Here is a 25,252-nt window from a genome sequence, read left to right as displayed (position 1 = left end):
CTCAGGCCATCTCCTTCTCGTCACTGCCCTTCCAACCACGATGCAAGGCGACGACGCCGCCACAGACATTGCGCCACGCAATGGCCTGCCAGCCGGCCTCGGCCATCATGTCTGCCAGATGAGGCTGGTCGGGCCAGGCGAGGATCGACTCGGCCAGGTAGTCATAGGCATCCCGGTTCGAGGAGGCCAGCTTGGCCATGGCCGGGATCGCCGCCAGCAGGTACTTGGTGTAGACGTGGCGGAACGGTGCCCAGGTGGGGTAGGAGAACTCGCAGATGACGACCCGGCCGCCAGGCTTGGTGACGCGCAGCATCTCGCGCAGTGCCTTTTGTGGGTCCTCGACGTTGCGCAGACCGTAGGAGATCGTCACGGCGTCGAAGGAGTTGTCGGCGTAGGGCAGGCAGGTGGCGTCCCCGGCGACGAAGTGCAGATGGGGCTGGCGCTGCTTGCCGACGACGAGCATTCCGGTGGAGATGTCGGTGGGGTAGACCTGTGCTCCGCGGGCGGCGAACGTGGCTGAGGAGGTGCCGGTTCCGGCGGCCAGGTCGAGGATGACCTGGCCCGGCTCAGGTTCCACCGCATCGACGACGAGGTCGCGCCAGGTGTCGACCGCCCCCATCGTCATGATCTGGTTCATGAGGTCATAGCGCTTTGCCACCCCGTCAAACATTGAAGCGACATCGGCGTGGTGCTTGTCAAGGGTGGCTCGGGTCGTCAACACGCGCCCAGTCTTCCACACGGTTTGGGGTCGGCCTCGACGGTGCGGGAGAATGGCCAGCATGGCATCTCGCTCCACCGTCCTCGTGGCCAAGGACATTTCGAAGTCTTATGGCGACCGAACCATCGTTGATCACCTGTCCCTCACCGTCCGTGAGGGCGAGGCCGTCGCACTCACCGGCCGCAACGGCGCTGGCAAGTCGACGGTGTTGAGAATGCTGGTGGGGGCGGATCGTCCCAGCTCGGGAACGATCGAGGTGCTCGGCAAAAAGGTGTCCGAGACGAACCCCGAGTTTCGTCGCAACGTTGCCACGGTCATCGATGACCTGGACTTCTTCCCTGATCTGTCGGTGGTCGAGCACCTTGATCTGCTCGCCCGCGCTCACGGGCTCGTTGACGCCGACGCCCTCGTCGACGAGGTGCTCGAGGAGGTGCAGCTCGTTCCGCAGTCCGGCCAGCTGCCCGGCACCCTGTCGTCCGGCCAACGACGTCGTCTCGGCCTGGCTACGGCCCTGGTGCGTCCGCGCAAGCTCCTCGTTCTCGACGAGCCGGAGGCCCGGCTGGACGTCGAGGGGGTTGCCTGGCTCGGCAAGAGGCTGCGCGAGGAGATGAACCACGGTCTGGCGATCATCATGGCCAGCCACGAGCCAGCTCTCGTCCAGACCCTCGGCGCTCGCATCGTCGAGCTGGGAGGCCCGCGCGGATGAGTCGGCGCAACAGCAAGCATTCCAAGCCCCGTCCCAGGAATCCGCGGCCGGAGCAGGCCGTGATGGCGGAGGCGGTGGCCGCCCCCGATCCGGAGTTGGTCATCACCCATCGTCCCGACGAGTTCTTCGCAGGCCAGGCCGATGAACGTCAGCTCTCCCTCCTCATGGGCGACTGGCGCAAGGGCCGGACGACACGCAACATCTGGCAGGCCATCGGCGATGCCTATGTGCTCGTCTTCTCCCTGGTCGTCGTGCTCGCGATGATCATCAGCCTCATCGTGCAGGCCCAGGGCCAGGCATCCGGCTGCACCTCGACGGGGTGTCAGACCGCTCGTGGCCTGCTGCCGTGGGCTGCACTGTCCGGTGTCCTGGCCTTCGCTCTGGCTGCTGCCCGAGTGTTCGGCCCGGTGCTCGCCTCGGCAGCCGAGGGCTTCTGGCTCATGGACGCGCCGATCAGCCGGGCGCGGTTCCTGGCCAAGCGCCTGCGTGCGGCGGTGCTCGTTTCGGTCATCGGCGGTGCCGTCCTGGGGGCCCTGGTGGCAGCCCTCACCGGTGGGTCCGGAAAAGCCGTCATCGCCTGGACCCTCGCGACGGCGCTCGGAGCGGCTGGTGTCGTCTCCTTCTCGGCCGCCGAGCAAGGAGCCGAGCGCACCTGGCCGGTCAAGGTCGTCGAGGCCCTAGCTGGTTTGGCTGGTCTGGCCGTCCTGTTGGGAGTCATCTCGACGGCGTCGGGCTGGTACGCAGTACCGATGTCCAGTGACGCCAACCTCGTATCTGCCTGGGCGGTGGCCGGGGGCGGAGCGGTGCTCCTGATCGTCTCCTACGTCATCGCCCGGATGCGTCTCAATCGGATCCGACGGGCTCGTCTCATGGCCGGCGGCTCTCTGGCATCGGGCATGCAGGGTGCTGCCTTCGCCCTTGACTTCGCCCTCATTCGCGACATCCTTCAGGAGCGCGAGGCCATCGAGCGTGGTCAGGTCCGACCCACCCGTGGACGTGGTGAGGGACTCAGCTCCCTGGTGTGGCGCGATGTGCAACGTCTCATGCGTTTCCCCAAGCCGTTGTTCACCCTCGTCGTGACGGCCGTGGTGCCCTACGCGGTGTCGGCCCTCGGTTTCGGGGCGTTGACGGTCCCGGTCTCGGCTCTGGTGCTCGTCGCGGCCCTGGTTCCCTTCTTCACCAGCCTGCGCGTGCTGACACGAAGCAAGGGTCTGGTGCGCTGCCTGCCCTTCACGACGAGTCAGGTCATCTCAGCTGCGTCAGTGGTGCCTGCGGTCGCTGCTGTCATCTGGGCGATCGCGGTCATCCCGGCCTTCCACGGTGTCGGTTCGACGACGTCGCGGCCATGGGATCAGGCCATCATGGACGGCTTGGTGACGGCTGCTGCCGGTCTGGCGGGTGCCATCCGCTGGGTGAGTGCGAAGCCGGCTGACTACTCCTCGCCGATGGTTGCCACCCAGGCCGGTGCCATGCCACCGGGGCTGATGTTCAACCTCATCCGTGGTTTCGACATGGTTGCCCTCATCACCATTCCGGTGGTGCTCGGATGGTCGCCGTGGGTGTCGGTGTTCATTGCCGTCGTCGTGTTCGGATTCCTCCGCATGGGAGGTATGAACCAGCAGGATCTGGCGGAGATGCGTGAGGAATCGCAGCGTCAGCTGGCCGAGGCTCGCGAGGAGGCCCGTGGTGACAAGGTCGAGAAGAAGGTCATCGAGCGCAAGCGTCGTTGAGAACCATGGAGACGCCCTCCCACCCTCAGGATTCCGTGGGGCTGTCCGCCCCGATGGGGAAGATGTCTCGCAGGATGTTGAGGCGGTGCTCGGCCTCGGATGACAGGATCTCGGTGTCGTCGTCATGCCCGATGGGGTGCCCGGAGAAGATGTGGACCAAGGACGGGTCGGTGCCGTCGATCTGACCGCCCCGACAATCGGTCACCCATTGGCCATTACCCAAGGAGTCGACCCATCCGGTCGGTCCGGAGACACGGCCACGATCGACGTGCTCGACCTCGGCGAGGACGCACTTCGCGCGGTGCGGCGGCAGGCCAGTGACGAATGCCGGTGGGCACAGGGCATCGACGAGGGCCAGGCAGGATCCCTGACCGGGGGAGTGGACGCCGGTGACGTCGGTGACGAGGTAGTTGGACGCCTCGGTGAACACCGCTCCCGGACAGTCGGGGATGTGGAGGGTGTCACAGAACTGTTCCAGGCGCTCGCAGGTGCGCGTGACGATCTCGGCGTGATGAGCGGCCAGCGGTCCCTCGTTCTGCAGGGCGGAGAGAAGGGCCTCGTGATTCTTGTCGGTGGCAGGGGAGTGGGTCAGCACCCGGGAACTCACCAGGGACTTGCTGAAGCCGACGGTGAGCTTCGAGGTGGAGCCGACTGATCCCTCGACGAGGTAGGTGTACGAGTTGGGGAACTGACGGCGGAGGGTCTCGACGATCCATCGAGGATCAATGGGTGAGGCCGCGTGGGCCTCGACGTCACGCATGAGAACGATTTGCTCGAGGTCGTCAGGGCTCATGATGTCCTGGACCTGCCGGGCGATGCGACGCCAGCTCTCCGCGGTGACGACGCCGTCTGGCATCGTCATGGTGCCGGGGGAGTGCGGCACGGTTTGCTGACGAGGTGGATCATCGTTAACCGATCCCCAGGACAGTTGGGTCAACCAGGAGTAGTCAGGCCAACGGCCGATGATTGTTTTGGGCAGGATCATGACCGAGCGTGATGACGAGCGGTCGGGATCGAAGGCGAAGGATCCGAAGGCGACGGGGCCGGTCGCCTCGGCTCCTGGCATCTCGGTCTCGTGCTCGAGATCGTCACAGAGAGCCTCCCACCAGACGTCGGCGGCAGTGGGGGAGTCGGTCTCGAACCGGGTGATCTCTCCCAGGCCGACCATGCCGTAATTGCGGTGCAGGAAACACACCGAGTCGTTGGGCGTCATGTAGTTCTCGAGTGGGCCGGGGTCCGGAATCGAGACGGTGCGGGCGCGTAGACGCGTGGAACCTGGATTGAGGATCACCTTCGCAGGATAACCGAGCGCGTGCTGTGTGGTAGGCGCTGTCCACGGCGGGTCGGGGGTGTTTACTGTTTGCGGCATGGAGAAGGGTGTGGGATTCGGGCCCCGGCCGGAGTTTCCCACGAGTCACACCGTCTAGACTCGCCGGTGCACATCGCCGGGATCCCGGCACGATATCCATGGTTTTCATAGGAGGGGCCCACGTGACGAGCCAGATCGAGTCCGACGTCGTCGTCGTCGGTGCTGGGCCTGGTGGCTCGGCCACAGCTGCGCACCTTGCTCGTAGGGGGCTGCACGTCACCCTGTTGGAGAAGGCGACCTTCCCACGCGACAAGGTTTGCGGTGACGGCCTCACCCCTCGTGCCGTCAAGCAGCTCATCCGGTTGGGGATCGATGTCTCCGAGGAGGCCGGCTGGAAGCACACCGAGGGGCTGAGGATCCATGGTGGACGCGTCGCCCCCTTCGTCCTTCCCTGGCCCGAACTCGCCGATTACCCGAACTTCGGCATGGTCTGCCGTCGCACCGTCCTCGACGAGCGGCTGGCCCGCCACGCCGAGTCCCAGGGGGTCACCCTCGTCGAAGGAGCCAACGTCACCGAGCCGATTCTTGCCCCCAATGGCCGTATCCGCGGCGTCCGGACTGCCGACGGCAGGGTGTACTCGGCACCCGTCGTCGTCGCAGCTGACGGCAATTCCTCCCGCCTCGGCCTGGCCATGGGACTTCACAAGCGCGATGACCGCCCGATGGGTGTGGCGGTACGCGCCTACTACCGCTCCCCGCTGTCCGAGGCGCGCAATCTGGAGAGCTGGCTGGAGCTGTGGGACGGCGCTCCGCACAAGTCAGACCTCCTGCCTGGATATGGCTGGGCATTCCCCGAGGGTGACGGAACAGTCAACATCGGTCTGGGAATGCTCAATTCTTCTGACGCCTTCGGCCACACCGATTACCGCTCCCTCATGAAGCGCTGGCTGTCCCACATGCCCGCCGAGTGGACCCTCGACGAGGAGCACCGTGAGGGGCCGATCCGCGGTGCCGCGTTGCCAATGGCCTTCAACCGCCAGCCGCACTATCTCAATGGTCTGTTGCTGGTGGGCGACGCCGGAGGCATGGTCAACCCCTTCAACGGGGAGGGCATCGACTACGCCATGGAGGCTGGTGAAATGGCGGCTGACGCCATTGCTGAGGCCCACTACCGCGGCCACGGAACGGTGGCTGCCGAGAAGGCTCTACGGGGGTACCCTCCCGCCTTGCGGGAGCGCTTCGGTGGTTACTACCGACTCGGGACGATCTTCGTCCGACTCATTGGTGATCCACGGGTGATGAAGATCTGCACGGCCTACGGCCTTCCGCGTCGTCGACTCATGCAGTTCGTCAACAAATTGTTGGCAAATCTCACGGATTCCAAGGGCGGAGACCTTGACGACCGTATTATCAACGCTCTGACGAGGATTGCCCCGTCAGTATGAGCTCAATGGTCGCTGATGCCGTCCGATGGCGCATTATCTGAACTTAGGTTACCCAAAGTACCCGAGCGTTCAACGCGCGTCGTAAGGTCTAGACCAACGGTGCTGACCAAAGGTGGTGAGATGAACGGATACGCCCCCCTAGTGGGAATGATCGTCCTGGGCGCGGTCTTCGTGCTCGCGACGATTACAGTCAACGTCCTTCTCGCGGTGAAACGACCCAACCGCGCCAAGCATGAAATCTACGAGTGTGGCATCGAGCCGACGCCACAACCAGCCGGTGGCGGAAAGTTCCCTGTCAAGTTCTTCGTCGTTGCAATGCTCTACATCGTCTTCGACATCGACATCATGTTCCTCTACCCGTGGGCCGTCGATTTCAACCATCTCGGCGTCTTTGCCCTGGTCGAGATGGTGCTGTTCGTCGCGATGGTGTTCATCCCTTACCTCTACATTCGCCGCCGTGGCGGCCTGGACTGGACCTGATCTCCCGTCGCGGCTCGCGGGCCGCGCCCAATCAACGTTCGAGCGACCCGCTGCCGCGTCAGTCAACGTCTGAAAGGAAGGACGCACGAGATGGCTGAGTACGACGCCGATGTCCCAGCTGGAATCGTGATGACCTCGATGGAGGCCATCGTCGGATGGCTGCGCAAGACCTCCTTCTGGCCCCTGACGATGGGCCTGGCCTGCTGCGCCATCGAGATGATCTCCTATGGCGGCCCGCGTGCCGACGCCGCCCGCTGGGGCCACGAGGTGTTTCGTGCCTCTCCCCGTCAGGCTGATCTCATGATCGTCTCGGGTCGCGTGAGCCAGAAGATGGCTCCGGTGGTTCGTCAGCTCTACGACCAGATGCCCGAGCCCAAGTGGGTCATCTCGATGGGTGCCTGCGCCTCCTCTGGTGGCATCTTCAACAACTACGCCGTCGTTCAGGGCTGTGACCACATCGTCCCGGTTGACGTCTACCTGCCAGGCTGCCCGCCCAGCCCGGACATGCTCATTGATGCCGTGTTCAAGATCCGTGAGCAGATCCAGCACTGGCCGCTGATGGGTCACATGTCCGAGGTCGAGGCGACCAAGGAGAAGCGGGCCCTCGAGGCCCCGACTACCCTCGAGCAGAAGGGGCTCATGCGATGAGTGATAAGCCGACTCCGCGCGGTGCCGCTGGCGGCTCGGACTCCGGGGACCGTATTCCCGACGGCCGCAACTTCCTCGATGCCAGCAATCCTGACCAGGCCCATACCCCGGCCAAGGGCACTCAGTGGACCCAGGAGGATCGTCGCATCGACACCCGTAAGGGCATGTGGGGGGCAACCTCCGGGCCGGGTGATACCTCCGGTTATGGCGGTATCGTCCGCACCGTCGAGATGCCCGGTAGTTCCGAGCGTCCCTACGGTGGCTGGTTCGACGAGGTCGCTGATCGGATGGAGGAACTGGTCCCGGACTTCTCGGACGGCCTGACCCTCGTCGATCGCGGCGAGATCACCTTCTTCGTCCGTCCCGAGAAGTTGCTGGAGCTCGCCAAGGTGCTGCGTGACGACGCGGCCCTGCGCTTCGAGAGCTGTTCCTGTCTGACCTGTGTGCACTATCCGCACATGGAGGGTCGTGAGATGCACGTCGTCTACGACCTGCTGTCGATGACCCACAACCGTCGCATCCGCCTCGAGGTCGCACTGGCTGATCCCGGCCAGGAGGACGTGGCACGAACCGGTCACAGCGACGTCGACTCCCTGCCCCACGTTCCCAGCATCGTGTCGGTCTACCCGCACGTGGACTTCCAGGAACGTGAGGCCTGGGACATGTTCGGAGTCATCTTCGACGGCCACCCGGCCCTCACCCGCATCCTCATGCCCGACGACTGGGTCGGTCACCCGCAGCGCAAGGACTACCCGCTCGGCGGCATCCCGATCGAGTACAAGGGTGCTGTCGTGCCACCGCCGGACCAGCGCAGGAGCTACAACTGATGAGCGAGAACCACGAGTACTTGTCCCAGGGCGGCGACTGGGCCCAGATCGTCGACGAGGCTGCCGAGAGGGGCGACGAGACCGTCGTCGTGAACTTCGGACCGTCCCACCCGTCCACCCACGGCGTCATGAGACTCATCATCGAGCTCGATGGTGAGTCGGTGACCGACCTTCGCGTCGGTATCGGATTCCTCCACACCGGTATCGAGAAGAACATGGAGTTCCGCACCTGGACCCAGGGTGTGGCCTTCATGACGCGATGCAACTACGTCGCGAACTTCTTCAATGAGCTGGCGTACTGCCTGGCTGTCGAGAAGCTGCTGGGTGTCACCGACGACATCCCGGAGCGGGCCAAGGTCCTCCGCGTCATGATCACCGAGCTCAACCGCATCTCCTCCCACCTCATCGCGGTGGGTACCGGCGGCCTGGAGCTTGGCGCCTCCTCGGTGGCCGAGGTCGGCCTGAGGGAGCGCGAGATCATCCTGGAGTTCAACCAGGCCGTCACCGGTCTGCGCATGAACAACGCCTGGATTCGTCCTGGTGGCGTCGCCAGTGACCTGCCGGAGACCGGGCTGGACCAGCTGCGTGACCTCATCAAGCGCATGGAGAAGTACCTCCCCGAGATCGGTCTGTTCTGCAACGAGAACCCGATCTTCAAGGCTCGTACCACGGACATCGGTTACGCCGACCTGTCCACCTGCATGGCCCTCGGCGTGACGGGGCCGGCCCTGCGAGCCACCGGCCTGCCGTGGGATCTGCGCAAGACCCAGCCCTACTGTGACTACGACACCTACGACTTCGACGTCGCCACGTGGGACACCTGCGACTGCTACGGTCGTTTCCGTATTCGTCTCGAGGAGATGGACCAGTCGGTGCGCATCCTCAAGCAGTGCCTCAAGCGTCTCGAGGACACCCAGGGCGACCGTCACATGGTGGAGGACCCGCACATCGCGTGGCCGGCAGAGCTGGCCCTGGGCCCCGACGGTCAGGGCAACTCCAACGAGCACATTCGCCACATCATGGGCGAGTCGATGGAGGCCCTCATTCACCACTTCAAGATCGTCACCGAGGGATTTCGGGTGCCTGCCGGTCAGGTTTACCAGGCCATCGAGGGTGCTGGCGGTGAGCTTGGCTGCCATCTCGTTTCGGACGGCGGGGTGCGGCCGTACCGCTCCCACCTGCGCGACCCCGGATTCATCAACGTGCAGTCCCTGCCCGCCATGTGTGAGGGCGGGATGCTTTCCGACGTGGTGCCGTCCCTGGCATCCCTGGACCCCGTCATGGGAGGAGTCGACCGATGAGCGATCGCGAACCCGTCAACCTGGGATACCCCTACGTCGAGTCCTTCCACTCCGACTTCTCGGGGACCGGCGGAGTCGACCAGTCCGACCGTTCCACCAACATCGATGAGCACACCATCGAGGACATGCGCCAGATTGCCTCGCGGTACCCCGATCCCCGTTCGGCCCTGTTGCCGATCCTGCACCTGGTGCAGTCGGTGGATGGACGTGTCTCCCCGGTCGGCATCGAGACCGCAGCTGAGGTACTGGGCATCACCACCGCCCAGGTCTCCGGGGTGGCGACTTTCTACACCATGTACAAGAAGCATCCGGCCGGACAGCACCACATCGGTGTCTGTACCACAGCGCTGTGCGCCGTCATGGGCGGCGAGGAGGTGCTCGCCCGGGTCGAGAAGAAGCTCGGCATCAAGGAGGGGGAGACGACCCCTGACGGCAAGTTCTCCCTCGAGCGTGTGGAATGCAACGCCGCCTGCGACTTCGCCCCGATCATGATGGTCAACTGGGAGTACATGGACAACATGACCCCGATCCGCGCCGAGGAGATCCTCGACGCGCTGGCCCGCGACGAGGAGGTTCACTCCACCCGCGGTGCGAGGATCACCAGTTGGCGTGAGGCCGAGCGAGTGCTCGCCGGCTTCCCCGACGGTCGGGCTGATGAGGGCCCCAGTGCTGGTGAAGCGTCCCTGCGGGGTGTGCGACTGGCCAAGCAGAACGGCTGGAAGGCTCCGGACCCGAACGACCTGCCCGTTCCTGCTGAGCCCGTGGAGGAGGAGAAGAAGTGACCGATCCACTGACCCCGGTCCTGTCGGCCAACTGGGACGACGAGCGCAGCTGGAAGCTGCTCAACTATGAGCGTCAGGGCGGCTACACCGGACTTCGCAAGGCGTTGACGATGCAGCCCGACGAGGTCGTCTCGCTGGTCAAGGACGCCAACTTGCGTGGCCGTGGTGGCGCTGGATTCCCCACCGGCATGAAGTGGTCCTTCGTGCCCAAGGACAATCCGAACCCGACCTACCTGGTCGTCAACGGTGATGAGTCCGAGCCGGGCACCTGCAAGGACATGCCGCTCATGATGGCCTCCCCGCACACCCTTGTCGAGGGAGTCATCATCGCCGCCTACGCCATCAAGGCGAAGGTGGCCTTCATCTACATCCGTGGCGAGGTGCTGCACGTCATCCGACGCGTTCAGCAGGCGGTGCGCGAGGCCTACTCGGCCGGATACATCGGCAAGAACATCCTTGGTTCCGGTTATGACCTCGACGTCGTCGTCCATGCCGGTGCCGGAGCCTACATCTGTGGCGAGGAGACGGCCCTGCTGGACTCCTTGGAGGGACGCCGTGGTCAGCCCCGTCTGCGTCCGCCATTCCCCGCTGTCGCCGGTCTGTACGCCAGCCCGACGGTCATCAACAACGTCGAGTCGATCTCGACGGTGCCGTCGGTCCTGCGCAACGGCAAGGAATGGTTCAAGTCGATGGGCACCGAGAAGTCCGACGGTTTCACCATTTACTCCCTGTCGGGACACCTGGCCCATCCCGGCCAGTACGAGGCCCCCATGGGGATCACCCTGCGTCAGCTGCTCGAGATCTCCGGTGGCATGCGCGAGGGCCACGAGCTGAAGTTCTTCACCCCCGGTGGTTCCTCGACCCCGCTCCTCACCCCCGACGATCTCGACACCCCGCTCGACTACGAGGGAATGATGGGGGCTAAGTCGATGCTGGGCACCAAGGCCCTGCAGTGTTTCGACGAGACGACCTCGGTGGTTCGTGTCACGCTGCGATGGCTGGAGTTCTACAAGCACGAGTCCTGCGGCAAGTGCACCCCGTGCCGTGAGGGAACCTGGTGGGTCGTCCAGATGCTGCGTCGCATCGAGGCCGGGGAGGGTCAGGAGGGTGACGTCGACAAGCTGATGGACATCGCCGACAACATCGGCGGTCGTTCCTTCTGCGCTCTGGCCGACGGTGCCGTGGGCTGTCTGCGAGGAGCCATCGGCCACTTCCGCGAAGAGTTCGAGGCCGGTTGCCGCGGCATCCCCGCCTGGCAGTACCTGCCCTACGAGCGCAGCTCGATCTTCACCGACGCCGATCGCCGAGTCCTGGAGGGGGCCGGAGCATGAGCGAGAACAAGCCCGTCGAACTCGTCACCTGCACCATCGACGGCCAGCAGGTGAGCGTCCCCAAAGGAACTCTCATTATCCGCGCAGCCGAGTCCATCGGCACCGCCATCCCCAGGTTCTGCGACCATCCGCTGCTCGACCCTGCGGGTGCCTGCCGCGAGTGCCTCGTCGAGATTCCCGACGCCGGAAATGGTCGTGGTTTCCCCAAGCCGCAGCCGTCGTGCACCATGCCGGTGGCCGAGGGAATGATCGTCAAGACCCAGGTCAGCTCCGAGATGGCCCGCAAGGCCCAGGAGGGGATGCTGGAGTTCCTTCTCATCAATCACCCGCTGGACTGCCCCATCTGTGACAAGGGCGGCGAGTGCCCGCTGCAGAACCAGGCCATGGCCAACGGACGTGGTGAGTCCCGTTATGGCGGAATCAAGCGCACCTACCCCAAGCCGATCAACATCTCGGCCCAGGTGCTGCTGGACCGCGAGCGGTGCGTGCTGTGCCAGCGCTGCACCCGGTTCGCCGACCAGATCGCAGGAGATCCCTTCATCAACCTGCAGGAGCGCGGGGCTGTTTCCCAGATCGGGGCCTACGAGGGCGACGACTTCAACTCCTACTTCTCGGGCAACGTCATCCAGATCTGCCCGGTGGGAGCCCTCACCAGCGCCGAGTACCGCTTCCGTTCCCGCCCCTTCGACCTCGTCTCGACGGTGACGACCTGTGAGCACTGCGCCGCCGGTTGTCAGCTGCGCACCGACCACCGTCACTACGAGGTCAAGCGTCGCAATGCCGGCAACCTGCCCGAGGTCAACGAGGAGTGGAACTGTGACAAGGGCCGCTTCGCCTTCCGCTATGGCCGTGGCGACGACCGGGTGATGACCCCGCTGGTTCGACACAACGGAATCCTCGAGAAGGTGTCCTGGGCCGAGGCCCTGCAGACGGCAGCTGCCGGACTCGAGAAGGCCGGCACCAGCGTCGGCGTCCTCACCGGTGGACGTCTCCCGGTGGAGACCTGCCTGTCTTGGTCGCGGTTCGCGCGTGTCGTGCTCGGTACCAACAACGTCGACTTCCGTTCTCGTCCGCACTCCGCCGAGGAGGCCTCCTTCCTGGCCGCCACGGTCGCCGGACGCAACCTCGCGGAGTCGGTGACCTACGCCGACCTCGAGAAGGCGTCGCGGGTCGTCCTGGTGAATCTTGAGCCTGAGGACGAGTGCCCGATGATCTTCTTGCGACTGCGCAAGGCGTGGCGCCGTAAGAAGGTCGCCATCACCGCAGTCGGAACCCACTTGTCCAATGGCTCGGCGAAGATGGGGGCCGAGTTGGCCCGTTGCTTGCCCGGTCAGGAGCCCCAGGCCGTGGAGCAGCTGGTCTCCGACGGCACGATCGGCGAGGGAACCATCGTGCTGGTGGGGGAGAGGGCCGCCACCCGGCCCGGAACCCTCTCTGCCATCGCCTCCCTCGACTCGAGAGTCCGGGTCGCCTGGGTGCCTCGTCGTGCCGGTGAGATCGGCGCGATCGAGGCCGGTCTGCTGCCGCAACTGCTTCCGGGCGGACGTCTCGTTGACGACGCTGAGGCTCGCGTGGACATCGCTGCCGCGTGGGGAGTCGACAACCTGCCGACCAAGCCCGGCCTCGACACCGCCGGCATGCTGGCCGCTGCCCGCGCCGGCAAGCTCTCGGCCCTCGTCGTCTCGGGGGTGGAGCTGGCGGACATGCCCGATCCGGCAGGAGCCCGCGAGGCCGTCGAGAACTGTGGTTTCGTGGTCTCCCTGGAGCAGCGGTTCTCCGAGGTGGCCGAGAGGGCCGACGTGGTCCTGCCGGTCTGCCTGCTGGAGGAAACCTCGGGAACCTTCCTCGACTGGGAGCATCGCCCCGGTCGGGTGCGCGTGGTCAACAAGCAGGCTGCCACCCCGATGAACGAGATCCGCGTCCTCGACGCCCTGAGCTCGCAGCTGGGATCGGTCTCCGGACTCGCCACCGTCGCCCAGGCCCACAAGGCCTGGCGAGATCTCGGTCAGTGGCAGGGCGGGCACCCGAAGATGGAGTCGACCTCCCCGGTCGTGCCGCAGGCCCCCATGGCCGAGTCGGGATCCGTCGGTCGCGTGCTGGAGACATGGCGTCAGCTGCTGGATGGATCGGCGAGCCTCACGGGTGCCGATGCCTTGGTGGCGACCGCACCGGCTCCCGTCGCCGTCGTCAGCCCGCTGACGGCAGATCAGCTTGGTGTGGCCGATGGACAGCTCATTGACGTCTCTGGTCCCATCAGCCTGCGGCTTCCGGTCAAGATCGACGCGACGATGTCGGCCGAGGCGGTGTGGATCCCGTCGCTGCGTGGCGGCTCGACCTCCCCGCAGAGCCGCACCACCGTCCCCGACGCTCCTGGAACCTTCGTCTCGCTGAGTGCCGTTGAATCCGAAACTTCCCGAGAGGCAGGTGTGGCATGAGTCCCCTCGAGGCCACCATCGACCCGGTGTGGCTCATCATCGTCAAGGTCGTCATCCTCTTCGTGATCCTGCTGGCCTGGACCATCTTCAACGTGTGGTTCGAGCGCCGGGTGCTGGCCAAGATGCAGAACCGCATCGGCCCGATCATGAACTCGGCGTGGGCTGGTGGTGTGTTCCAGGCCGTTGGTGACGGTTTGAAGCTCATCTTCAAGGAGATGCTCACCCCGAAGGGTGCCGACAAGATCATCTTCAATCTGGCGCCGGTGATCGCAGGCATTGCCTGCTTTGCGTCCTGGTCCGTCATCCCGCTCGGTGGTGAGGTGTCGATGTTTGGTCACACCACCAGGCTGCAGATCACCGACGTGCCGGTCGCCGTGCTCTTCATCCTCGCGGTGGCGTCCATCGGCATCTACGGTGTGGTGCTGGCCGGGTGGTCGTCGGCAGGTACCTATTCCTTGCTCGGTTCGTTGCGCTCCAGTGCCCAGATGATCTCCTACGAGGTCGCCATGGGCCTGTCCCTGGTGACGGTGTTCATCTTCTCGGGGTCCATGTCGACCTCCGGGATCGTCGAGTCCCAGGCCAGCCACCTGGTCATCGGCGGATTCGACACCCACATCGCCGGGCACTACTGGCTCCTGCTCATCCCGAGCTTCATCATCTACGTCATCACGATGTTCGGTGAGTCCAATCGTCTGCCCTTCGACCTGCCAGAATGCGAGTCGGAACTCGTCAGTGGTTACATCACCGAGTACTCCGGATTCCCCTACGGCATGTACTTCCTGGCGGAGTACATCAACATGGCTACCCTGTCGGCCGTCTGTACCACGTTGTTCTTGGGCGGCTACCGCGCTCCGTGGCCGCTGAATTACTTCGGCGTCATCGATTCGGGCTGGTGGGGTCTGTTGTGGTTCTTCCTCAAGACCCAGCTCGTCATCTTCTTCTTCGTGTGGGTGCGTGCCGCGATCCCGAGGTTCCGTTATGACCACTTCATGGATCTGGGTTGGAAGGTCCTCATCCCGGTGTCGCTGGGGTGGGTCCTGCTGGTCGCTGCCTGGCGCACCGTCATCAATCAAGGATGGGGTCGAAACCCGGTCTTTTTGGTGGTCGTCGGCGTCATCCTCGTCGCTCTCATCGTGTGGGCGTTCATGGGTGGTAAGACCGATTCCACGGCCGATGAGGCTCCTGACGAACCCTTCGACGCTTTCGCCGGTGGTTATCCGGTACCGCCATTGCCACATCAGGTGCAGGCCCCATTGGCCGGGGCTGCAACGGCCACCACGGTGGCTCGACGAGACCACGACGAGAACGGAGGTCTGTGATGGGAGCCTGGTCCGGATTCGGGATCACCTTCGAGACGATGTTCCGCAAGTCCTTCACCCAGGGATACCCGGAGAAGGGCAAGGAAAAGCCGATGCCACCGCGCATGCATGGCCGTCACCAGCTCAACCGCTGGCCTGACGGGTTGGAAAAGTGTGTGGGTTGTGAGCTGTGTGCATGGGCGTGTCCGGCTGACGCCATCTACGTCGAGGGGGAAGATAACACTGACGAGGAGCGTTACTCGCCTGGTGAGCGTTACGGTCGCGTTTACGAGATCAACTATCTGCGCTGCATTTTGTGCGGAATGTGCATCGAGGCATGCCCAACTCGTGCCCTGACGATGACGAACGATTTCAAGATGGCCGACACCTCGCGTGCCAAGCACATTTGGACAAAGGACGAGTTGCTGGCTCCCCTCAAGGAGGGCATGGAGCAGCCACCACACCCGCGCCGTCTCGGTGATGGCGAAGATGACTACTTCAACGGTCTTCCTCCCTCTGGGCAGGACGACGTGCGGACCGGCCCGCCCACCGGCGCCCATCAGGCCCAGCGCAACGACGAGGGGGCAGCCCGATGACTGTTTCCCTGCTCGCCGCTCCCTCGAGTGGACTCGTCCCGATGGTGACGGCTTCCCAGTGGGCATTCTGGTTGTTGGCCCCGATCATGGTGCTCGCAGCCCTGGTCATGGTCTTCGCCAAGAAGCCCGTTCACTCGGCCCTGTCCTTGGCCGTCGTCATGATCTGTCTGGCCGTTCAGTACGCCAGTCAGGAGGCGCCATTCCTCTTCGTGGTGCAGATCATCGTCTACACCGGTGCCATCCTGATGCTCTTTCTCTTCGTCGTCATGCTCGTCGGCGTCGACTCCACCGATTCCCTCAAGGAGACCCTCAAGGGACACAAGGTGGCGGCCATCATCGCCGCGCTGGCCTTCCTGGTGCTGCTCATCCTGGCCGTCGGCAACGCTGTGACGACCGGCGTGATCGGCACCGATCAGTCGATCGGTCTGCGAGAGGCCAATGCCGCCGGCGGTGACAACGTCAAGTCCATCGCAGAGCTGGTGTTCACCAAGTATGTGATCGTCTTCGAGGCCACCTCGGCCCTGCTCATCACCGCTGCCGTCGGCACCATGGTGCTGGCCCACGGCGAGGCCGACAAGAAGAAGTCCCAGCGTGAGCGGGTCACCGACCGTATGGCGGCCTACGCCGAGCACGGTGCTCACCCCGGCGTTCGTCCGAACTCCGGTGTGTACGCCCGCACCAACCAGATCGGTGCTCCGGCCCTGCTGCCTGACGGCACGGTCGCCCAGGATTCGATCTCGGGAACGTTGGCCACCCGCGGCGCCATCATCGACGCCGGCGAGTTGAAGGCTCCGACCCATCGGGCCTTCGCCTCGATCAGTGCCGCCCGCCACGAGGCGCAAGGAGAACTCGAATGAACCCGAATGACTACCTGGTGCTCTCGGCGATTCTCTTCGCCATCGGCATCCTGGGCTTCCTGACGAGGCGTAATGCCCTGGTGGCCTTCATGTCGGTGGAGCTGATGCTCAACGCCGCGAACCTCGCACTGGTGACCTTCTCCCACGTCCACGGTTCCCTCGACGGACAGGTCGGGGCGTTCTTCGTGATGATCGTGGCGGCTGCCGAGGTGGTCGTCGGTCTGGCGATCATCGTCACCATTTTCCGTTCCCGTCGCACCACTTCGGTGGACGACACCAACCTGCTGAAGTTCTGAGGGAGGTACCGTGACTGTCCTGGAAACCGGCCTGTTCAACGTGGCCTGGCTCATGATCGCGGTGCCGCTGGTCGTCTCCGCACTGCTGCTGGTGCTCGGACGCCGCAGCGATGCCTGGGGACATCTGTTGGCCACCGTGGCCCCGATCGTCTCCTTCGTCATCGGGTTGGTCCTCTTCATCGACCTGCTGGGCCGCGATGCCGCGTCCCGTGCTGTCGAGGTGGGGGTCTACCAGTTCATCGACGTCGGATCGTGGGATCTGAGGGTTGGCCTACTGGTCGATCAGCTCTCTATCCTGTTCGTCCTTCTCATCACCTTCGTGGGCTCCCTGATCCACATCTACGCGATCGGATACATGGCCCACGACACCGATCGACGTCGTTTCTTCGCCTACCTCAACCTCTTCATCGCCGCGATGCTGACGCTGGTGCTGGCCGACAACTACCTCATCCTGTTCGTCGGCTGGGAGGGCGTCGGTCTGGCCTCCTACCTGCTCATCGGCTTCTGGTTCGGTCGTCCGGCCGCCGCTCGCGCAGGTAACAAGGCCTTCATCATGAATCGCATCGGCGACCTCGGTCTGACGATGGCGATCTTTACCATGCTCGCCCAGTTCGGCAGCGTGCGTTTCGCCGACGTCTCGGACAAGGCCTCCGGGCTGACGTCAACCTGGGCCACCCTGCTCGGCTTCATGCTGCTGCTGGCCGCCTGCGGCAAGTCGGCCCAGGTCCCGCTGCAGGCCTGGCTGCTCGACGCCATGGAGGGGCCGACCCCGGTCTCGGCCCTCATCCACGCCGCGACGATGGTCACTGCCGGCGTCTACCTTGTCGTGCGGTCCCATGCCATCTACGCTGAGACGGGCGCGGCCTCCCTGGCCGTCGCGATCGTCGGTACCGTCACCCTGCTGTTCGGTGCCTGGATCGGTTCGTCCAAGAAGGACGTCAAGAAGGTCCTCGCCGGATCGACGATGAGCCAGATCGGCTACATGATGCTGGCCGCGGGCCTCGGCCCGGCCGGTGCCGCCCTGGCGATCTTCCACCTCATCACCCACGGCTTCTTCAAGGCCAACATGTTTCTGGGAGCCGGCTCGGTGATGCACGGTACGGGCGACGACACCGACATGTACCACTTCGGTGCACTGTCGAAGGTCATGCCCGTCACCTTCTGGACCTTCGCCTGCGGTTACCTTGCCATCATCGGCATCCCCGGCACCTCGGGCTACTTCTCCAAGGACCACATCATCGAGGCCGCCTTCGACAAGGGCGCGGTCTTCGGTGTGCTGGCCCTCATCGGTGCCGGCATCACCGCCTACTACATGACTCGCCTCATGGTGCTGACCTTCCTGGGATCCAAGCGGTGGCGTGAGGACGTCCACCCGCACGAGTCCCCGGCCGTCATGACGATCCCGCTCATCGTGTTGGCCATCCTGTCGATCTTCGCAGGTGCCTTGATGAACAACTGGATCGGCGACTGGCTGGCCCCGGCCACCGGTGCTGAGGTCGAGCACGTCGGCATGTGGCACATGGGCATGATCGGCATCATCACCCTCGTCGTGGTGATCCTCGGCATCTTGGCCGGTTGGCTGCTCAACCGTCACGACGTGCCGAGCGAGGAACCCGCGACCCACGATCCGCTGCTCATCGCTGGTCGTCACGATCTCTACGGCGACGATGTCAACGACGTCGTCGTCGTGAAGCCGGGGCGCTGGCTGGCCGGTGGGGTCGAGGGCTTCGACCGTGCGGTCGTTGACGGTCTGGTCAACGGCGCAGGCTCGGTGACCACGGCCTGCTCCCAGATCGTCCGCAAGGTCCAGAACGGTTATGTACGTAGCTACGGCCTCATGATGGTCGTCGGCGTGCTGGTCGTCGGACTCGTCGTCGTCCTGGGCCGGATGGCCTGAGCGCAGGAGGAGCTGACATGTCTTTCCCGATCCTCACCGTGATCGCCCTGCTGCCGATCGTCGGCGGCATCATCACCATGATGATGCGCGGAGCCGCGGCCCGAACCACCGGCATGGTGTTTTCCCTGGTCACTCTGGTGCTGGGTGTCTACGCCTTCATCCGCGGGGTCAACGGCACTGATCTGTCGGAGACCCACCGCTGGATTCGCGCCATCGGCGCCTGGTACGCCCTGGGTGGCGACGGGCTGTCTCTGACGATGATCCTGCTGGTCGTCATCCTCGTCCCGGTGGTGCTGCTCGCCGAGTGGCACGTGGGCGACGAAGGTAAGGCGCGTTGGTCAACCGGAGCTTTCTTCGGCCTGGCCCTCATGCTCGAGGGGCTGGCGATCTACTGTTTCGCCGCCACCGACGTCCTGCTGTTCTACCTCATGTTCGAGGCCACCCTCATCCCGATGTACTTCCTCATCGCCGGATGGGGAGGTCCGCGACGAGGCCGTGCCGCCATGAAGTTCCTGCTGTACTCCCTGGCCGGTGGCCTGGTGATGCTGTTCGCCGTCATCGGCGTCGGTGTCCACGGCGGTTCCTTCCTGCTGAGCGACCTGGCCAAGGTGAACTTCTCCGGGGCCATCGGAAAGGAGCTGTTCGTCGGCTTCTTCATCGCCTTCGCGATCAAGGCCCCGATGGTTCCGGTGCACACCTGGCTGCCTGACACCGCCGAACAGGCGACCGCCGGAACGTCTGCCCTGCTCGTCGGTCTGCTCGACAAGATCGGCACCTTCGGAATGCTGAGGCTGTGCTTGGGCCTGTTCCCGGCCGCCTCCGACTGGGCCACCCCGTTCGTGCTCACCCTGGCGATCATCTCGGTGCTGTGGGGTGCCATGATGGCCGCCACCTCGAGCGACCTCATGAGGTTCGTCTCCTACACCTCGGTGAGCCACTTCGGCTTCATGGTCATCGGCATCTTCGCCCTGACGACAACCTCGATCACCGGCTCGATCTTCTACATGTTCAACCACGGCTTCTCCACCGCGGCACTGTTCCTGGTGCTCGGATTCCTGGTACGTCGCGGCAGGACGGCGAAGGTCGACGCCTACGGTGGCGTCCAGAAGGTCGCCCCGGTGCTCGCGGGAACCTTCCTCTTCGCCGGGCTGGCCACCCTGTCACTGCCGGGCACCGGGAACTTCGTCAGCGAGTTCATGGCCCTGGCAGGAGCCTGGGCGCGTCACCCGATCTACGTCGCCGTCTCCACCATCGGCATGGTGCTGGCTGCCGTCTACGTCCTGGTGACCTACCGACGCACCATGACCGGTCCCGTGCAGGGAGTTGCCGAGAAGGTCAGCGACCTCAATGGTCGGGAGAAGCTGGTGCTCGCGCCGCTCATCATCCTGCTGCTGGTGTTCGGCTTCTTCCCACGGCCGATGTTGCACGCCATTGAACCGGCAGCCGCCGCGACCATGACCCAGGTTCACGCCACCGATCCGGCACCCGTCGTCAAGGAGGGCCTCAAGTGAATCCCGTCCTGTTGATTCCCGCGCTCGGGTGTCTCGCGCCCCTTGACGTCGCGACCCCGCACATCGAGTATGGACCGCTGGTGCCGATCTTCGCCCTGATGGCTGGCGCCTGCCTGGCAGTGTTGGTGGAGGCCTTCGTGCCTCGCTCCGGTCGCCGTCCGACCCAGATCATCCTGACGGTAGCCGCCCTCGCCGTGGCCATCGCCTCGACGCTGACCACGATCGCCAAGGGCACCCGGATCGTCGCCGGTCAGGGAACCCTGGCCCTCGACGGTCCGACCCTGGCTACCTGGATGGTCCTGCTCGTCACGAGCCTCGGTGCCGTGGTGCTCTTCGCCGAGCGAGTGGGTGGTACCCAGACGGCCTTCGTGGCGAGCGCCTCGTCGGTGCCCGGATCTCCGCTGGAGGCCAAGGCCGAGCAGGAGCATCGCGAGCACACCGAGGTCTACCCGCTGCTGATGTTCGCGGTGCTGGGCATGATGTGCTTCGCCGCCTCCGACGACCTCATCATGATGTTCGTCGCCCTGGAGATCTTCTCCCTGCCGCTGTACCTGCTGTCGGGGATGTCTCGTCGTCGTCGGCTCCTGTCCCAGGAAGCCGCACTGAAGTACTTCCTGCTGGGCGCACTGTCCTCGGCCCTGTTCCTCTACGGCATCGTCCTGCTGTACGGCTGCGCAGGCAGCTTCAAGCTGGGCGCCATCGCCGCGGTCGGCGTCACCCAGGTGGGCTCGTCAAGGCTCATCATCGCCGGCATGGTGCTGGTCGCCGTCGGACTGCTGTTCAAGGTGGGCGCTGTTCCGTTTGCCTCCTGGACTCCTGACGTCTACACCGGGGCCCCGACCCCGGTCAGCGGCTGGATGGCGGTGGCCACCAAGCTCGTCGCCCTTGTCGGTCTGATGCGTGTGCTCTACGTCGGTCTGGGCGCCATGAGATGGGACTGGCAGATCATTCTCGCGGTGGTCGCCGTGGCGTCCATGGCTGTCGGCGCGGTCGTCGGTCTGGCCCAGACTGACATGAAGCGTCTGCTGGCCTACTCCGCGATCGCTCACGCTGGCTTCGTGCTGGTGGGCGTCGTCGGTGCCTGGACGATCCAGACTGGTATGACCCCGGGTCATACCGGTTCGGTCTCCTCGGTGCTGGTCTACATGACGGCCTACGGTCTGTCCTCGATCGGTTTCTGGCTCCTCATCCTCATGGTGCGGCGTGCCGGTGGTGAGTCGACGGAGATCGACTCGTGGGCTGGTCTCGGTCGCAAACACCCGTGGTTCGGTGTTCTCGTCGTCATCTTCGTGCTGAGCTTCGCCGGCATCCCACTGACGGCCGGCTTCACTGGCAAGCTGGTGGTCTTCCTGGCCGGATGGCGTGGCGGATATGCCTGGCTGGTGCTCCTCGGAGTGCTCTTCTCCCTCGTAGCGGCGGCCTTCTACCTGCGCATCATCGCCGTGGTCTTCTTCCGCAACCCGAAGGATGAGAACGATCCCGTCGAGGTCGCAGAGCCGTCCATCGCCGGGTGGATCACGCTGATCATTTGCGCGGTCTTCACCATCGTCATGGGTGTTGCCCCGCAGCCGATCATTGACCTGTTCAACCAGGCGAGTACCTTCCTGCGCTGAGTTGTTCATGAGGCCGGGGTCGCTGTTCAGAAGGGTTGCGACTCCGGCCTGGTCACACCTGTGGGCCATCCCAACCGCATCCCGGCAAGACGCGAGGCCCGTCTAACCAGTAATGTGGAACACGGTCGTGTCACGGAGAGACGACGGCCGGACGAGCACCGAGCACACGCCCGGTTGGAAGAGGAGAACTGTGTCGTACAGCGCCAGCAGCGAGTTCACCGATCTGGTGACCGCCAAACTTGCCCTCATCGAGGATGAGCTGGGTCGCCAGGCCGGCGCCGACACGCCTTTCGTCACCGAGGCGGCCAACCACATCATTTCCGCCGGCGGCAAGCGATTCCGTCCACTGCTGGTGGTGCTGTGCTCCCAGTTCGGTGACGAGGTCGACGATGCGGATCTGGTTCGTGCTGCCGTCGTCATGGAGCTGACCCACGTCGCCTCCCTCTACCACGACGACGTCATGGACGAGGCCTCCAAGCGCCGCGGTGCCCCCTCTGCCAACCTGCGCTGGGGCAACTCCGTGGCCATCATGGTCGGCGACTACCTCTTCTCCCGCGCCTCCCTGGCAGTGGCCGAACTGGGCGTCGACTTCGTCCGCCTGCAGGCCCGGACCTTCTCCCGCCTGGTGCAGGGTCAGATCGCCGAGACCCGTGGACCCTCCGAGGACGAGGACCCGCTGGCCCACTATCTCCAGGTCGTGGCCGACAAGACCGGCTCCCTCATCGCTGCGTCCGCGGTATTCGGTGGCATGGTCTCCCATGCCTCACCGGAGATCGTCGCCGCCCTGGAACGGTTCGGCGAGGACATCGGCGAGGTCTTCCAGCTCGCTGACGACCTCATCGACATCACCTCGACGGCGACCGGTAAGACGCCGGGCACTGATCTGCGCGAGAAGGTTCCGACCCTGCCGACCCTCATGTTGCGTTCCTCTGGTGATCCGTCCGACGACGAGCTCAAGAAGATGCTCGACGCCGACCTGTCCGACGACGCGGTGCTGGCCGACGTGCTCGAGAAGCTGCGCGCCAACCACGTCGTCGAGGAGGCTCGTGCCGAGATCCAGCGTCGCGCCGATCGCGCTCGTACCCACCTGGCCCCGCTTCCTGACGGGGATGCCAAGCAGGCCCTCATGGCCCTCTGCGACGAGGTCGTGTCCCGTTCGTCCTGACACAGAGGCCACGTCCGAAACCGCCAATCCCAGGAGGCATCGTGTCCCGTCATCTCGACCTCATCGGCATCGGCCCCGGCAACCCGGACTGGTTGACCCTGGCCGCCGTTGACGCCATCCAGCACCTCGACGTCCTCTTCGTCGTCCTCAAGGAACATGATGTCGACGACCTCGTCGAGTTCCGACGTCAGGTATTGCGCCGTCACCGTCCGCAGGCCGACACCGACGGCCTGCGGATCGTCGAGCTGCAGGACCCGCCGCGCCCTTGGAAGACCGCCGAGAATTACAAGGAAGCTGTCGCCCTGTGGCGTCGCCAGCGACTCGACCAGTGGACCCACGCCGTCGCCGACAACCTTGCTGACGGTCAGCGGGGTGGATTCCTGGTGTGGGGAGACCCGGGCCTGTTCGAGTCGACCCTGGCCATCGTCAAGAAGCTCATCGCAGCGGTTGACGCCGACGGGGGAGTACCCGTCGAACTCCACGTCATTCCCGGGATCTCCAGCTCCCTGTCCCTGGCCTCGCGTCATCAGATCCCGCTTAACCGTCAGGGGCGCCCGCTGCAGATCTCCCCTGCCCGCCTGCTGGCCGACGGGATGCCCGAGGGGGTTGACGACGTCGTCGTCATGCTGGACGGTCGCCAGACCTTCAGCTTCATCGACCCGACCGGTATCGACATCTACTGGGCGGCATACATCGGTACCCCTGACGAGATCCTCATCAGTGGTGACCTGGCCGAGGTCCGAGACGAGATCCTCGCGACTCGCGCCGACGCCGAGAAGCGTCTGGGGTGGGTCTTCGACACCTACCTGTTGCGTCGTCGCTGAGGGGCGTTCCCCGGCCCGGTCGACATGGGACTTATTCCGATCTGAACCTGCCTCCCCGACGCGCCACATCCGTGGTGTGTGCGGCAGGATGGGGCACATGGATAGTGCACTGCGTCCCCGTCGATCCGTTCTGTTCATGCCCGGCGCCAACGCCAGGGCCTTGGAGAAGGCCCGCGGCATTGACTGCGACGGCATCATCATCGATCTGGAGGACGCCGTGGCCCCCGACCTCAAGGTCGAGGCCCGGGAGCGTGCCGCCGAGGTTGTCAGGGAACATCCCTACGGCCACCGGGAGGTCGCGATCCGCGTCAACGGGATGGACACTGAGTGGTACCGCGATGACATTGAGGCTGCTGTTGCAGCCGGTCCTGACGCCATTGCTGTCCCCAAGGTTGGCTCGGGTGAGCAAGTTCGCACCATCGTCGCTGATATGGAGGCTGCCGGTGCTGGTGAGGGCATGAAGCTGTGGGCCATGATTGAGACTCCGCGGGCTGTGCTCGACTGTTGCGAGATTGCCGGGGCCTCTGATCGTCTTGCCGTACTTATCATGGGCACCAATGATCTGACCAAGGAGTTGCGTGCCTCTCACGTCCCTGGCCGGGCTCCGGTGTCGACGGCTCTTCAGATGTGCATTCTGGCTGCTTGTGCGGCAGGTGTTGTCATCCTCGATGGGGTCTACAACGATGTTCGTGACCTCGAGGGGTTCACTGCCCAGTGTCGTGAGGCCCGGGTCATGGGTTTTGATGGCAAGACGCTTATCCATCCTGGCCAGGTGGCTCCGGCCAATGAGGTCTTCGCACCTGACGCTGAGCAGGTCGAGGAGGCGCGAGGCATCATCGACGCCTGGGAGAACGGTAACGGGTCCGGGGTCGTCACCTATCAGGGACGAATGATCGAGAACCTTCACGTCGAAACCGCTCGTCGCGCCCTCGCGATGGCCGAGGCGATTGCAGCACGCGGCCAGGAGTGAGCCCCAGACCTGGTGGCAGGTCAGCCCAACTCGCGATGCTTTCTCAACCCGAACAGAACGGTTCGACCGTCGGTGGACGGCGGTATGAGAAATAGGATGTGGGCAAGATACAACCACCCGATGAGCTGCACTGTGCCGGCGAGCGAGGAAGGGAACAGGCGCTGGGCTAACAGGATGGCGCATCCCGCAACAGCCGATCCCAAGGAGCCGGCAGCAGCGTTGAGCGATACAGCCAGGGGACTTGACGTGTTGCGAACGAGTAAGGAGATCCGCAGTAGCGTGATTTCCCAGCATGCCACAGCGTCGGGACTCGTCGCGCGCAGCGACAGTAAATGGCCGGACTCGTGAACGAAGAATGAGCCGAGGACACCGACGACGAGAATCGCCAGGAGCTTCGCGAAGAGTGATCCGTTGGCTCCATTGACTGCGCAGAATATCCAACCGAAGCCGAGGACAGCGCCAGGGGCGGATCCGGTGAGAACGAGGTGCCTAGCCAACGGCCACAGGCTCACG

Annotated in this window: 23 protein-coding genes; 20 read left to right on the top strand and 3 right to left on the bottom strand. The window is 64.6% G+C overall.

Annotation, left to right across the window (positions count from 1 at the left end; translation table 11 throughout):
- Window position 1: 1 nt before the first annotated feature.
- On the bottom strand, window positions 2-781 hold the full coding sequence (locus ACP8LP_RS09870; protein WP_051128948.1) for a demethylmenaquinone methyltransferase: 780 nt from the start codon (window positions 779-781) through the stop codon (window positions 2-4).
- On the opposite strand from ACP8LP_RS09870, the gene ccmA reads away from it, so the two are divergent.
- Both ccmA and ACP8LP_RS09860 read left to right on the top strand, forming a co-directional pair.
- The gene (ccmA, locus tag ACP8LP_RS09865) at window positions 771-1,424 is read left to right on the top strand and encodes a heme ABC exporter ATP-binding protein CcmA (protein WP_171023514.1); all 654 of its coding nucleotides are present in this window, start codon (window positions 771-773) and stop codon (window positions 1,422-1,424) included. The genes ACP8LP_RS09870 and ccmA overlap by 11 nt on opposite strands.
- The gene (locus ACP8LP_RS09860) at window positions 1,421-3,154 is read left to right on the top strand and encodes a DUF6297 family protein (RefSeq protein ID WP_063279318.1); all 1,734 of its coding nucleotides are present in this window, start codon (window positions 1,421-1,423) and stop codon (window positions 3,152-3,154) included. The genes ccmA and ACP8LP_RS09860 overlap by 4 nt, the downstream gene beginning before the upstream one ends.
- Window positions 3,155-3,179: 25 nt before the next feature.
- Here ACP8LP_RS09860 and ACP8LP_RS09855 read toward each other — a convergent pair whose 3' ends face one another.
- Complete coding sequence (locus tag ACP8LP_RS09855; protein WP_004809132.1) at window positions 3,180-4,367, bottom strand: isochorismate synthase; 1,188 nt, start codon at window positions 4,365-4,367, stop codon at window positions 3,180-3,182.
- A 263-nt stretch (window positions 4,368-4,630) separates the two neighbouring features.
- Here ACP8LP_RS09855 and ACP8LP_RS09850 point away from each other — a divergent pair, with 263 nt between their 5' ends.
- The 18 genes from ACP8LP_RS09850 (at window position 4,631) to ACP8LP_RS09765 (ending at window position 24,739) form a co-directional block, all read left to right on the top strand.
- The gene (locus ACP8LP_RS09850; RefSeq protein ID WP_334353314.1) at window positions 4,631-5,908 is read left to right on the top strand and encodes a geranylgeranyl reductase family protein; all 1,278 of its coding nucleotides are present in this window, start codon (window positions 4,631-4,633) and stop codon (window positions 5,906-5,908) included.
- 120 nt (window positions 5,909-6,028) lie between these two features.
- Window positions 6,029-6,388 (top strand): NADH-quinone oxidoreductase subunit A, encoded by a 360-nt coding sequence (locus ACP8LP_RS09845; RefSeq protein WP_334353290.1) that lies wholly within the window; start codon window positions 6,029-6,031, stop codon window positions 6,386-6,388.
- Window positions 6,389-6,478: 90 nt separating this feature from the next.
- A complete protein-coding gene (locus tag ACP8LP_RS09840; RefSeq protein ID WP_004809129.1) occupies window positions 6,479-7,036 on the top strand; it encodes a NuoB/complex I 20 kDa subunit family protein in 558 nt (185 codons plus the stop codon).
- Window positions 7,033-7,863, top strand: a complete 831-nt coding sequence (locus ACP8LP_RS09835) for an NADH-quinone oxidoreductase subunit C (protein ID WP_065673486.1) — start codon at window positions 7,033-7,035, stop codon at window positions 7,861-7,863. Before ACP8LP_RS09840 ends, ACP8LP_RS09835 begins: the two co-directional genes overlap by 4 nt.
- Window positions 7,863-9,164: an NADH-quinone oxidoreductase subunit D gene (locus ACP8LP_RS09830; RefSeq protein WP_016666149.1), complete on the top strand. Its 1,302-nt coding sequence runs from the start codon at window positions 7,863-7,865 to the stop codon at window positions 9,162-9,164. Before ACP8LP_RS09835 ends, ACP8LP_RS09830 begins: the two co-directional genes overlap by 1 nt.
- Window positions 9,161-9,946, top strand: coding sequence for an NADH-quinone oxidoreductase subunit NuoE (gene nuoE / locus ACP8LP_RS09825; RefSeq protein WP_063279685.1), 786 nt, complete (start codon window positions 9,161-9,163; stop codon window positions 9,944-9,946). The genes ACP8LP_RS09830 and nuoE overlap by 4 nt, the downstream gene beginning before the upstream one ends.
- Window positions 9,943-11,277, top strand: a complete 1,335-nt coding sequence (nuoF, locus tag ACP8LP_RS09820) for an NADH-quinone oxidoreductase subunit NuoF (RefSeq protein ID WP_063279684.1) — start codon at window positions 9,943-9,945, stop codon at window positions 11,275-11,277. Before nuoE ends, nuoF begins: the two co-directional genes overlap by 4 nt.
- On the top strand, window positions 11,274-13,712 hold the full coding sequence (locus ACP8LP_RS09815) for an NADH-quinone oxidoreductase subunit G (RefSeq protein WP_334353289.1): 2,439 nt from the start codon (window positions 11,274-11,276) through the stop codon (window positions 13,710-13,712). The genes nuoF and ACP8LP_RS09815 overlap by 4 nt, the downstream gene beginning before the upstream one ends.
- The gene (gene nuoH / locus ACP8LP_RS09810; RefSeq protein ID WP_484483127.1) at window positions 13,709-15,031 is read left to right on the top strand and encodes an NADH-quinone oxidoreductase subunit NuoH; all 1,323 of its coding nucleotides are present in this window, start codon (window positions 13,709-13,711) and stop codon (window positions 15,029-15,031) included. The genes ACP8LP_RS09815 and nuoH overlap by 4 nt, the downstream gene beginning before the upstream one ends.
- Entirely contained in the window at window positions 15,031-15,606 is a 576-nt protein-coding gene (gene nuoI / locus ACP8LP_RS09805; protein WP_484483126.1) for an NADH-quinone oxidoreductase subunit NuoI, read from the top strand. Before nuoH ends, nuoI begins: the two co-directional genes overlap by 1 nt.
- Window positions 15,603-16,463 carry an NADH-quinone oxidoreductase subunit J gene (locus ACP8LP_RS09800; RefSeq protein ID WP_063279680.1) on the top strand — a complete coding sequence of 287 codons (861 nt, stop codon included), beginning with the start codon at window positions 15,603-15,605 and terminating at the stop codon, window positions 16,461-16,463. The genes nuoI and ACP8LP_RS09800 overlap by 4 nt, the downstream gene beginning before the upstream one ends.
- Entirely contained in the window at window positions 16,460-16,759 is a 300-nt protein-coding gene (gene nuoK / locus ACP8LP_RS09795) for an NADH-quinone oxidoreductase subunit NuoK (protein ID WP_003866464.1), read from the top strand. The genes ACP8LP_RS09800 and nuoK overlap by 4 nt, the downstream gene beginning before the upstream one ends.
- Window positions 16,760-16,769: 10 nt before the next feature.
- Window positions 16,770-18,656 carry an NADH-quinone oxidoreductase subunit L gene (gene nuoL, locus ACP8LP_RS09790; protein ID WP_138237658.1) on the top strand — a complete coding sequence of 629 codons (1,887 nt, stop codon included), beginning with the start codon at window positions 16,770-16,772 and terminating at the stop codon, window positions 18,654-18,656.
- A gap of 17 nt (window positions 18,657-18,673) precedes the next feature.
- Window positions 18,674-20,167, top strand: coding sequence for an NADH-quinone oxidoreductase subunit M (locus ACP8LP_RS09785; protein ID WP_334353288.1), 1,494 nt, complete (start codon window positions 18,674-18,676; stop codon window positions 20,165-20,167).
- A complete protein-coding gene (nuoN, locus tag ACP8LP_RS09780; protein WP_334353287.1) occupies window positions 20,164-21,780 on the top strand; it encodes an NADH-quinone oxidoreductase subunit NuoN in 1,617 nt (538 codons plus the stop codon). The genes ACP8LP_RS09785 and nuoN overlap by 4 nt, the downstream gene beginning before the upstream one ends.
- Window positions 21,781-21,970: 190 nt before the next feature.
- Entirely contained in the window at window positions 21,971-22,945 is a 975-nt protein-coding gene (locus ACP8LP_RS09775) for a polyprenyl synthetase family protein (protein ID WP_202725844.1), read from the top strand.
- 41 nt (window positions 22,946-22,986) lie between these two features.
- Window positions 22,987-23,769 (top strand): precorrin-6A synthase (deacetylating), encoded by a 783-nt coding sequence (gene cobF, locus ACP8LP_RS09770; protein ID WP_004809116.1) that lies wholly within the window; start codon window positions 22,987-22,989, stop codon window positions 23,767-23,769.
- Window positions 23,770-23,866: 97 nt separating this feature from the next.
- Entirely contained in the window at window positions 23,867-24,739 is an 873-nt protein-coding gene (locus ACP8LP_RS09765; protein WP_004809115.1) for an HpcH/HpaI aldolase/citrate lyase family protein, read from the top strand.
- A 20-nt stretch (window positions 24,740-24,759) separates the two neighbouring features.
- Here ACP8LP_RS09765 and ACP8LP_RS09760 read toward each other — a convergent pair whose 3' ends face one another.
- Complete coding sequence (locus tag ACP8LP_RS09760) at window positions 24,760-25,251, bottom strand: hypothetical protein (protein ID WP_004809114.1); 492 nt, start codon at window positions 25,249-25,251, stop codon at window positions 24,760-24,762.
- Window position 25,252: the final 1 nt, after the last annotated feature.

The organism is Cutibacterium sp. LaCa_89 (assembly GCF_058177555.1).
The sequence above is the reverse complement of the archived record's forward strand: the minus strand, read 5'-3'. Positions and strand labels throughout refer to the sequence as shown.

Bases quoted from the DNA above. Each gene is read 5' to 3' on its own strand.
- nuoK (WP_003866464.1), top strand. From the start codon at position 16,460: ATGAACCCGAATGACTACCTGGTGCTCTCGGCGATTCTCTTCGCCATC.
- ACP8LP_RS09800 (WP_063279680.1), top strand. From the start codon at position 15,603: ATGACTGTTTCCCTGCTCGCCGCTCCCTCGAGTGGACTCGTCCCGATG.
- ACP8LP_RS09835 (WP_065673486.1), top strand. From the start codon at position 7,033: ATGAGTGATAAGCCGACTCCGCGCGGTGCCGCTGGCGGCTCGGACTCC.
- nuoI (WP_484483126.1), top strand. From the start codon at position 15,031: ATGGGAGCCTGGTCCGGATTCGGGATCACCTTCGAGACGATGTTCCGC.
- ACP8LP_RS09785 (WP_334353288.1), top strand. From the start codon at position 18,674: ATGTCTTTCCCGATCCTCACCGTGATCGCCCTGCTGCCGATCGTCGGC.
- ACP8LP_RS09855 (WP_004809132.1), bottom strand. From the start codon at position 4,367: ATGACGCCCAACGACTCGGTGTGTTTCCTGCACCGCAATTACGGCATG.
- nuoE (WP_063279685.1), top strand. From the start codon at position 9,161: ATGAGCGATCGCGAACCCGTCAACCTGGGATACCCCTACGTCGAGTCC.
- ACP8LP_RS09830 (WP_016666149.1), top strand. From the start codon at position 7,863: ATGAGCGAGAACCACGAGTACTTGTCCCAGGGCGGCGACTGGGCCCAG.
- ACP8LP_RS09840 (WP_004809129.1), top strand. From the start codon at position 6,479: ATGGCTGAGTACGACGCCGATGTCCCAGCTGGAATCGTGATGACCTCG.
- ACP8LP_RS09845 (WP_334353290.1), top strand. From the start codon at position 6,029: ATGAACGGATACGCCCCCCTAGTGGGAATGATCGTCCTGGGCGCGGTC.
- ccmA (WP_171023514.1), top strand. From the start codon at position 771: ATGGCCAGCATGGCATCTCGCTCCACCGTCCTCGTGGCCAAGGACATT.
- ACP8LP_RS09870 (WP_051128948.1), bottom strand. From the start codon at position 781: ATGCTGGCCATTCTCCCGCACCGTCGAGGCCGACCCCAAACCGTGTGG.
- ACP8LP_RS09765 (WP_004809115.1), top strand. From the start codon at position 23,867: ATGGATAGTGCACTGCGTCCCCGTCGATCCGTTCTGTTCATGCCCGGC.
- ACP8LP_RS09860 (WP_063279318.1), top strand. From the start codon at position 1,421: ATGAGTCGGCGCAACAGCAAGCATTCCAAGCCCCGTCCCAGGAATCCG.
- ACP8LP_RS09815 (WP_334353289.1), top strand. From the start codon at position 11,274: ATGAGCGAGAACAAGCCCGTCGAACTCGTCACCTGCACCATCGACGGC.
- nuoH (WP_484483127.1), top strand. From the start codon at position 13,709: ATGAGTCCCCTCGAGGCCACCATCGACCCGGTGTGGCTCATCATCGTC.